5 protein-coding genes are annotated in these 5,877 nt (G+C 56.0%); 2 read left to right on the forward strand and 3 right to left on the reverse strand.

The window, feature by feature from the left end; all coding sequences use genetic code 11:
* Positions 1 to 456 precede the first annotated feature (456 nt).
* Positions 457 to 1,173 carry a transposase gene (locus ABY948_RS10755; RefSeq protein ID WP_461482538.1) on the reverse strand — a complete coding sequence of 239 codons (717 nt, stop codon included), beginning with the start codon at positions 1,171 to 1,173 and terminating at the stop codon, positions 457 to 459.
* Positions 1,174 to 1,414: 241 nt separating this feature from the next.
* On the opposite strand from ABY948_RS10755, the gene ABY948_RS10760 reads away from it, so the two are divergent.
* Entirely contained in the window at positions 1,415 to 2,617 is a 1,203-nt protein-coding gene (locus ABY948_RS10760) for a Fic family protein (RefSeq protein WP_461482539.1), read from the forward strand.
* A 43-nt stretch (positions 2,618 to 2,660) separates the two neighbouring features.
* On the opposite strand, the gene ABY948_RS10765 is transcribed toward ABY948_RS10760, so the two are convergent.
* On the reverse strand, positions 2,661 to 3,860 hold the full coding sequence (locus tag ABY948_RS10765; protein ID WP_461482540.1) for an NnrS family protein: 1,200 nt from the start codon (positions 3,858 to 3,860) through the stop codon (positions 2,661 to 2,663).
* A gap of 6 nt (positions 3,861 to 3,866) precedes the next feature.
* Positions 3,867 to 4,871: a GTP 3',8-cyclase MoaA gene (gene moaA / locus ABY948_RS10770; RefSeq protein ID WP_461482541.1), complete on the reverse strand. Its 1,005-nt coding sequence runs from the start codon at positions 4,869 to 4,871 to the stop codon at positions 3,867 to 3,869.
* Positions 4,872 to 5,106: 235 nt separating this feature from the next.
* Between moaA and ABY948_RS10775 the strand changes: the two genes are divergently transcribed.
* Positions 5,107 to 5,877 (forward strand): alginate export family protein (locus tag ABY948_RS10775; protein WP_461482542.1); only part of this gene is annotated, 771 nt, incomplete at its 3' end.

The following is a 5,877-nucleotide window of genomic DNA, read 5'->3' on the forward strand; positions in this document are numbered from 1 at the left end:
AACGATCCTTTCCCGCCTAAAGGGTAATTGCATTTAACAATCAAAGGCAGCGGACGCCAAAAAGCGGCGCTCGCTGCTTTGAAATAAGTGTGTAATCAAAAGAATCAAAAGAGAATCAAAAGGGTCAGAGATCATTGATCTTTAAATCAAAAGGGTCAGAGATCATTGATCTTTAGACTTCCAATATGCTTCTGACTTCCTGTCCCCTCCCCGCCCCAATGGCACGGCTCTTCGCCCTGTGCTGGCTTCTATCTGTTGCTTAAATCGGTTGTCGCCCAAGGCCCAGCCTTTATTTGTCGCCTCGCAGATCGCCGTCCGATCCTGATCTGCCATTCTTCCCCGAAACAAGGCACGGTAGGCTGCCTGCCTCTCTGCTGCGGTTTTGCCTAGTTGGAGGTATTGAATCAATAGGGTCATGAATCAATAGGGTCAAATCAAAAATCAATAGGGTCAGAGTCATTGATCTTTAGACTTCCGATATGCTTCTGACTTCCTATCCCCTCCCCGCCCCAATGGTACGGCTCTTCGCCCCGTGCTGGCTTCTATCTGTTGCTTAAATCGGTTGTCGCCCAAGGCCCAGCCTTTACTTGTCGCCTCGCGGATAGCTGTCAGGTCCCGGTCTGCCATTCTTCCCCGAAACAAGGCTCGGTAGGCTGACTGCCTTTCTGCTGCGGTTTTGCCTAGTTGGAGGTATTGGGGATGGGGTGGTGTCACCAGCTGTATCTCCTTTCCCAAGGCATTGTACCGATAGCTGGACCAGGGGTAGTCCGCACTGTGAGAGACCATATCTGCGCGGACCGGATTCAGTTCAATATAGCGGTAAACCGTCAACAGGTAGTTATCCGTATCCACCAGCGTGGATTTGTAGCGCCCCTCCCAGAGGGTGCCGGTGCGACCATAGGTGTGATTAACGTATTGAACGTATTTCCGCCCTTGTGCCTGCATAAGGCGGCCAACCCCTTTCTCGTCTTCGGGTGTGACGAGCAGGTGTACATGGTTGGTCATTAACACAAAGGCATGGATGGCAACCTGATATTTAACCGCCGCATCCTTGAGGAAAGCGAGATAGGCTGTGTAATCTGCTTCATCGTAGAAGCAGGCTTCACGGTTGTTACCCCGCTGAATGATATGCTGGGCGCAACCAGGCAAGTAAAGTCGAGGTAAGCGGGCCATCAGAGTCCCCACAGAGTAAAGTGGAAAGACAGGCTAGTCCCTTAGAGCAACAAAATCAATGACTCCGACCCCATTGATTCCATTGATTCATCAAGGTTTAGGGGCAAGTTACCCGTAACCCCCCTCACCTAAATCGGAAATAGAACCGGACATAACAGCCCCCATACTTTCACTTCCATATCATCTAACTACATGTTATACATAACATAACTAATATTTTAAAGCGGACATCAAATCGGACATGGAAACAGCCATAGATAGGGGCGAAACCATCGCTATTATGGAGCCACTCCGCATAGGAGAGGGCTCCCGTTATCGCCCTGTCCTTACCGAACTGGGGGTGGAACTCGCCGCTAAATCAGCCGGTTTCAGAAGAAGCCTGCCGGACAGCGTTGTTTCGGCCCTCGCAGAGCTTGTCCGCTCAATGAACTGCTATTACTCGAACCTCATTGAAGGTCACAACACACACCCTATCGATATTGAACGCGCCATGCGTGACGACTATAGCGACGAACCGCGCAAACGGGACTTACAGCTAGAGGCCAGGGCCCATGTCATGGTCCAAAAGTGGATTGATGATGGGGGGCTGGACGGTGGACGTGCGGCCACCCTCGATGGTATCTGTGAAATCCACAGGCGGTTCTGCGAACACCTGCCGGATGAATTGCTCTGGTCAGAAGACCCGGAAACAGGCGAGCGAGTATATATCATTCCGGGAAAGCTGAGATTCAGGGATGCCAAAGTCGGCCATCATGTTCCGGTAAGTGCTGGTGCACTACCCCGCTTTCTACAGCGCTTTGAAGAGGTGTATAGCAGTCTAAAAAAAGCTGAAACAATCTTCTCGGCAGCGGCGGCTCATCATCGCCTTCTATGGATTCACCCCTTTGTCGACGGTAATGGTCGCGTGGCTCGACTGATGTCCTACGCCATGCTGAGGGAAGCCCTGGATACGGGCGGTATATGGTCCATCGCCAGAGGGCTTGCCAGGCAGGAATCCAAATACAAGCAGCACTTAATCGCTTGCGACGGGCCGCGCCACGGCGATATGGACGGCCGGGGCAGTCGCAGCGAAAGCGCCCTGGCGGAGTTTACTGAATTTTTCCTACAGACCTGTATTGACCAGGTGGATTTCATGGAAAAACTGGTTCAGCCCGACAAACTCAGGGAACGTATCCGGCTCTGGTGCGAGGAAGAAGTCAGGACGGACAGCCTGCCCCCCAAAGCGGGCCTTGTTCTGGAAGCTATCCTTTATCGCGGCGAACTTCCGCGCGGTGACGTACCTGGCATTGTCGGCACAGGAGAACGGCAGGCACGCCGGGTTGTCTCAGCCCTGCTGGGGGCTGGCGTTATTACATCCAACAGCACAAGGGCTCCTTTAAGGATCGCTTTTCCAGCTTCTCTCGCCGGGCGATGGATGCCGGGGCTTTTCCCAGAAGCTGATTGAGCCTTTTTTTAACACCACCGTGGCAACGCAGATCGTTTTTTAGCTACCCCGGCTGGCCATCCACCCGGGGAGTCACCAGCATAGGAAGATAGACCAGGGCAAACAAGACAAAGGACATGATCCAGCACAGCTGGGAGAGCCCGACCCAAAGGTCGTAGTAGGAAGGGGCCAGCAACGGCAGAAAAATTCGCGCCAATGCGGCACCGCACAGCAGCAGAAACATCCAGGTGACCGCGGCGGGCGGCGCAAACACATTGCGGCCGGTATGTCCCAGGCAGACCCGGGCCATCATGCCGAGGGTCATCAGGCCGATGCCCCCCAGGGCGAAGGCGTGCACCGCCAGGAAGGGCGAAGTGCCGAATAGAAAGGCCGCCACTTTCAGGGCAAAGCCCAGTACCACCAGGCCGTAGGCAACGTGTAGCACCCACAGCAATGGCTTGCGCCAGATGCCCTTGGTGTGCCAGCCGACCAGGCGAAGTCCCAGTAGCACGGTCAGAACGGCGGCAACGACCGTTGTCAGCAAGTTTCCCGGCGCGAGCAGCTCAGCGGCAATAAAGGCGACCATCAGCAACGGCACAGTTTTGTCCAGCCAGGGGTAATTGGTCAGGGTGACCGAATAGCCGACACCGCGCTCGGTGAAAAAGGGGATCACCCGCCTTCCCATCATCAATACCAGGGCGATGATGATGTAAAAACCCAGGTACAGCCCCAGCCGGATACCGTCGGTCAGTATGCCGAAAACCCCGAGATAGAAGAGACAGTTGCCGGTCAGCAACAGCGCCAGTATGGCGATCACCACCAGGTTGCGCCGGGATTTGGCGCGAATGATCGGCACCGCCACCGCCGGGATCAGCATGGCCATAAACAGCAGGTCGGAGAAAGCGGTCCACTGGAGCGGTATCCAATGGCCAGCCAACGGCAACAGCCGCGCCGCCAGCCACAGTGCAAACAGCAGCAATAGCAGCATTCCGCTGGGGGTCGGCAAACCGGTCCAGTTTTTTACCGCGGCCAGCAGGAAACCGGCAATCACCGCCAGCGCATAGCCGTAGATCATCTCGTGAGCGTGCCAGGTGATCGGAGGCAATTCATTCAACGGCGGCAGTATCTGCAGCGGGAAAATTGCCGCCCAGACGGACATGGACAGCACGGCGAACAGGGCGGCGCCCATAAAGAAAGGCCGAAAGCCCAAATTGAGCCAGGCGGCGCTACTACTCTCTGACAGGGGTTCCTCAATCTTGATCATGTCCGTTTAACCTCCCGTCGCATTCATAAAGCGCAATACCTGCGGTTTGTCGTCGTGGTAAAAATAGTGCCGTTCTGGCTTCAGCTCCATGGCGGCGACAATGGCCTCGCGCAGGGTCTCCAGATCGCCGGGGTAACGGCGCATCACGGCGCGCAGATCCACCGAATGCTCGTTGCCCAGGCACAGCAGCAAGCGCCCCTCACAGGTGACCCGAACCCGGTTACAACTATCGCAGAAATTATGGCTGTGGGGTGAAATAAAACCGATGCGACTGGCGCTGCCGGCAATACGGTAGTAACGGGAGGGCCCGGCAGTGCTCTCGGTACTGGCCAACAGTGGATAATCATCACCGATTCGCTGGCGGATTTCCTCACTGGTGACCAGTCCGCCCTGGCGATCGCGACAGCCGATATCACCCAGCGGCATCTCCTCGATAAAGCTGATATCCAGCCCCCGCGCCAGGGCATAGTCCACCAGCGCGACCACCTCGTCATCGTTCTGACCGCGCACGATCACGCTGTTCAATTTGATGCGCTCAATACCGGCCTGCCGGGCCGCCTCAATGCCGTCCAGCACCTGTGCCAGCTTGCCAGTGCGGGTGATGGCGGCAAAGCGCTCCGGTTGCAGCGAGTCCAGACTCACATTGATACGCCGCACACCGGCGGCGGCCAGCGCCGGGGCGGTGTTGCGCAGCTGCGAACCATTGGTGGTGAGGGTCAATTCATCCAGCCCGCGCAGCGAGCCCAGCTCACCGATCAGCGACATGACGTTTTTGCGCACCAGCGGTTCGCCGCCGGTCAGGCGGATGCGCTTGACCCCCAGTGACACAAAAGCCCGGCCCAGGAAAGCCATTTCTTCCAGGGTGAGCAGTTGCTGGCGCGGCAGGAAGGTCATGTCTTCCGCCATACAGTACAGACAACGGAAATCACAGCGGTCGGTCACCGACAGCCTCAGGTAATCGACTACCCGGCCAAAACGGTCACTCAAAACGGCCTGATTTTCACTCGGCATAGCTAGGACTCCACTTCCGATGTTGCCAATGGCGGGGGATATTACGGGTCCAGTCAAGTTTATGGCGCAGCCCTTTGGCTTCGTTGATCAAGGTCAAGTTTAGCCGCAGAAAGAGCTGTTAACTTGTCACAAGAAGGAAATAAATTCCTTCTATATCAGATAGTTAATACCAACGTGGCACCCATCCTACCACTTTGGTGGCAACTTCAGAAGAAACCGTTTTGGGGACACCACTATGAAAAAAGCTGTTGCAAAAAAACCAAACGCGAACATGGGCACCGCCATTATGTTGGCAGCGCTGGGGATAACGGGCGCGGCATCTGCTGCAGCCGAGGAAGCCACCAGCTTGTCCGAAATTTTCACCAAGGGCGATGTCAACCTGTCCTTCCGCTATCGCTATGAATATGTGGATCAGGATGTGGATACGCTGGATGTCGCCAAGGCATCCACCCTGAAATCCCGCCTGACCCTGACCTCCGCCAGCTTTCATGGCTTTTCGGGGCTGCTCGAAGTTGACGACGTCGCCCAGATTGGCAGCGAAAGCTATGCCACGCCGTCCAATGGCAAGGCCTCACAATATCCCATCGTTGCCGACCCGGATGGCACCGATATCAACCAGGCTTTCCTGAAATACAAGAATGATTACTTTGCCGGTACCGCCGGTCGCCAACGCATCAACCACGCCGGACAGCGTTTTCTCGGCGGAGTGGGCTGGCGCCAGAATGAACAGACCTACGACTCCTTCCGCCTGGAACTGCCCGTTGGACCGGTGAAGGTGGACTACAGCTACATCTGGGACGTCAATCGGGTGTTCGGACCGGATACCGGCGGCGGTCAACCGCGCCGTTTCGACTCCGATTCCCATGCCCTGTACCTGTCCTACTCGCCCGCAGCGGGACACAACATTGGCGTCTACGCCTACCTGCTGGACTTTGACAACCAGGTGGAAAACGTCACCGGCAACTCTTCCCAAACCTATGGTGTGGAATATAGCGGCGCCTTTGGC

Source organism: Porticoccus sp. (assembly GCF_041592135.1).
Taxonomy (GTDB): Bacteria; Pseudomonadota; Gammaproteobacteria; order Pseudomonadales; family Porticoccaceae; genus Porticoccus.

What these genes read in the sequence shown, in the direction of transcription:
- ABY948_RS10755 (WP_461482538.1), bottom strand. Translation starts at nt 1,173, where the DNA reads ATGGCCCGCTTACCTCGACTTTACTTGCCTGGTTGCGCCCAGCATATC.
- moaA (WP_461482541.1), bottom strand. Translation starts at nt 4,871, where the DNA reads ATGCCGAGTGAAAATCAGGCCGTTTTGAGTGACCGTTTTGGCCGGGTA.
- ABY948_RS10760 (WP_461482539.1), top strand. Translation starts at nt 1,415, where the DNA reads ATGGAAACAGCCATAGATAGGGGCGAAACCATCGCTATTATGGAGCCA.
- ABY948_RS10765 (WP_461482540.1), bottom strand. Translation starts at nt 3,860, where the DNA reads ATGATCAAGATTGAGGAACCCCTGTCAGAGAGTAGTAGCGCCGCCTGG.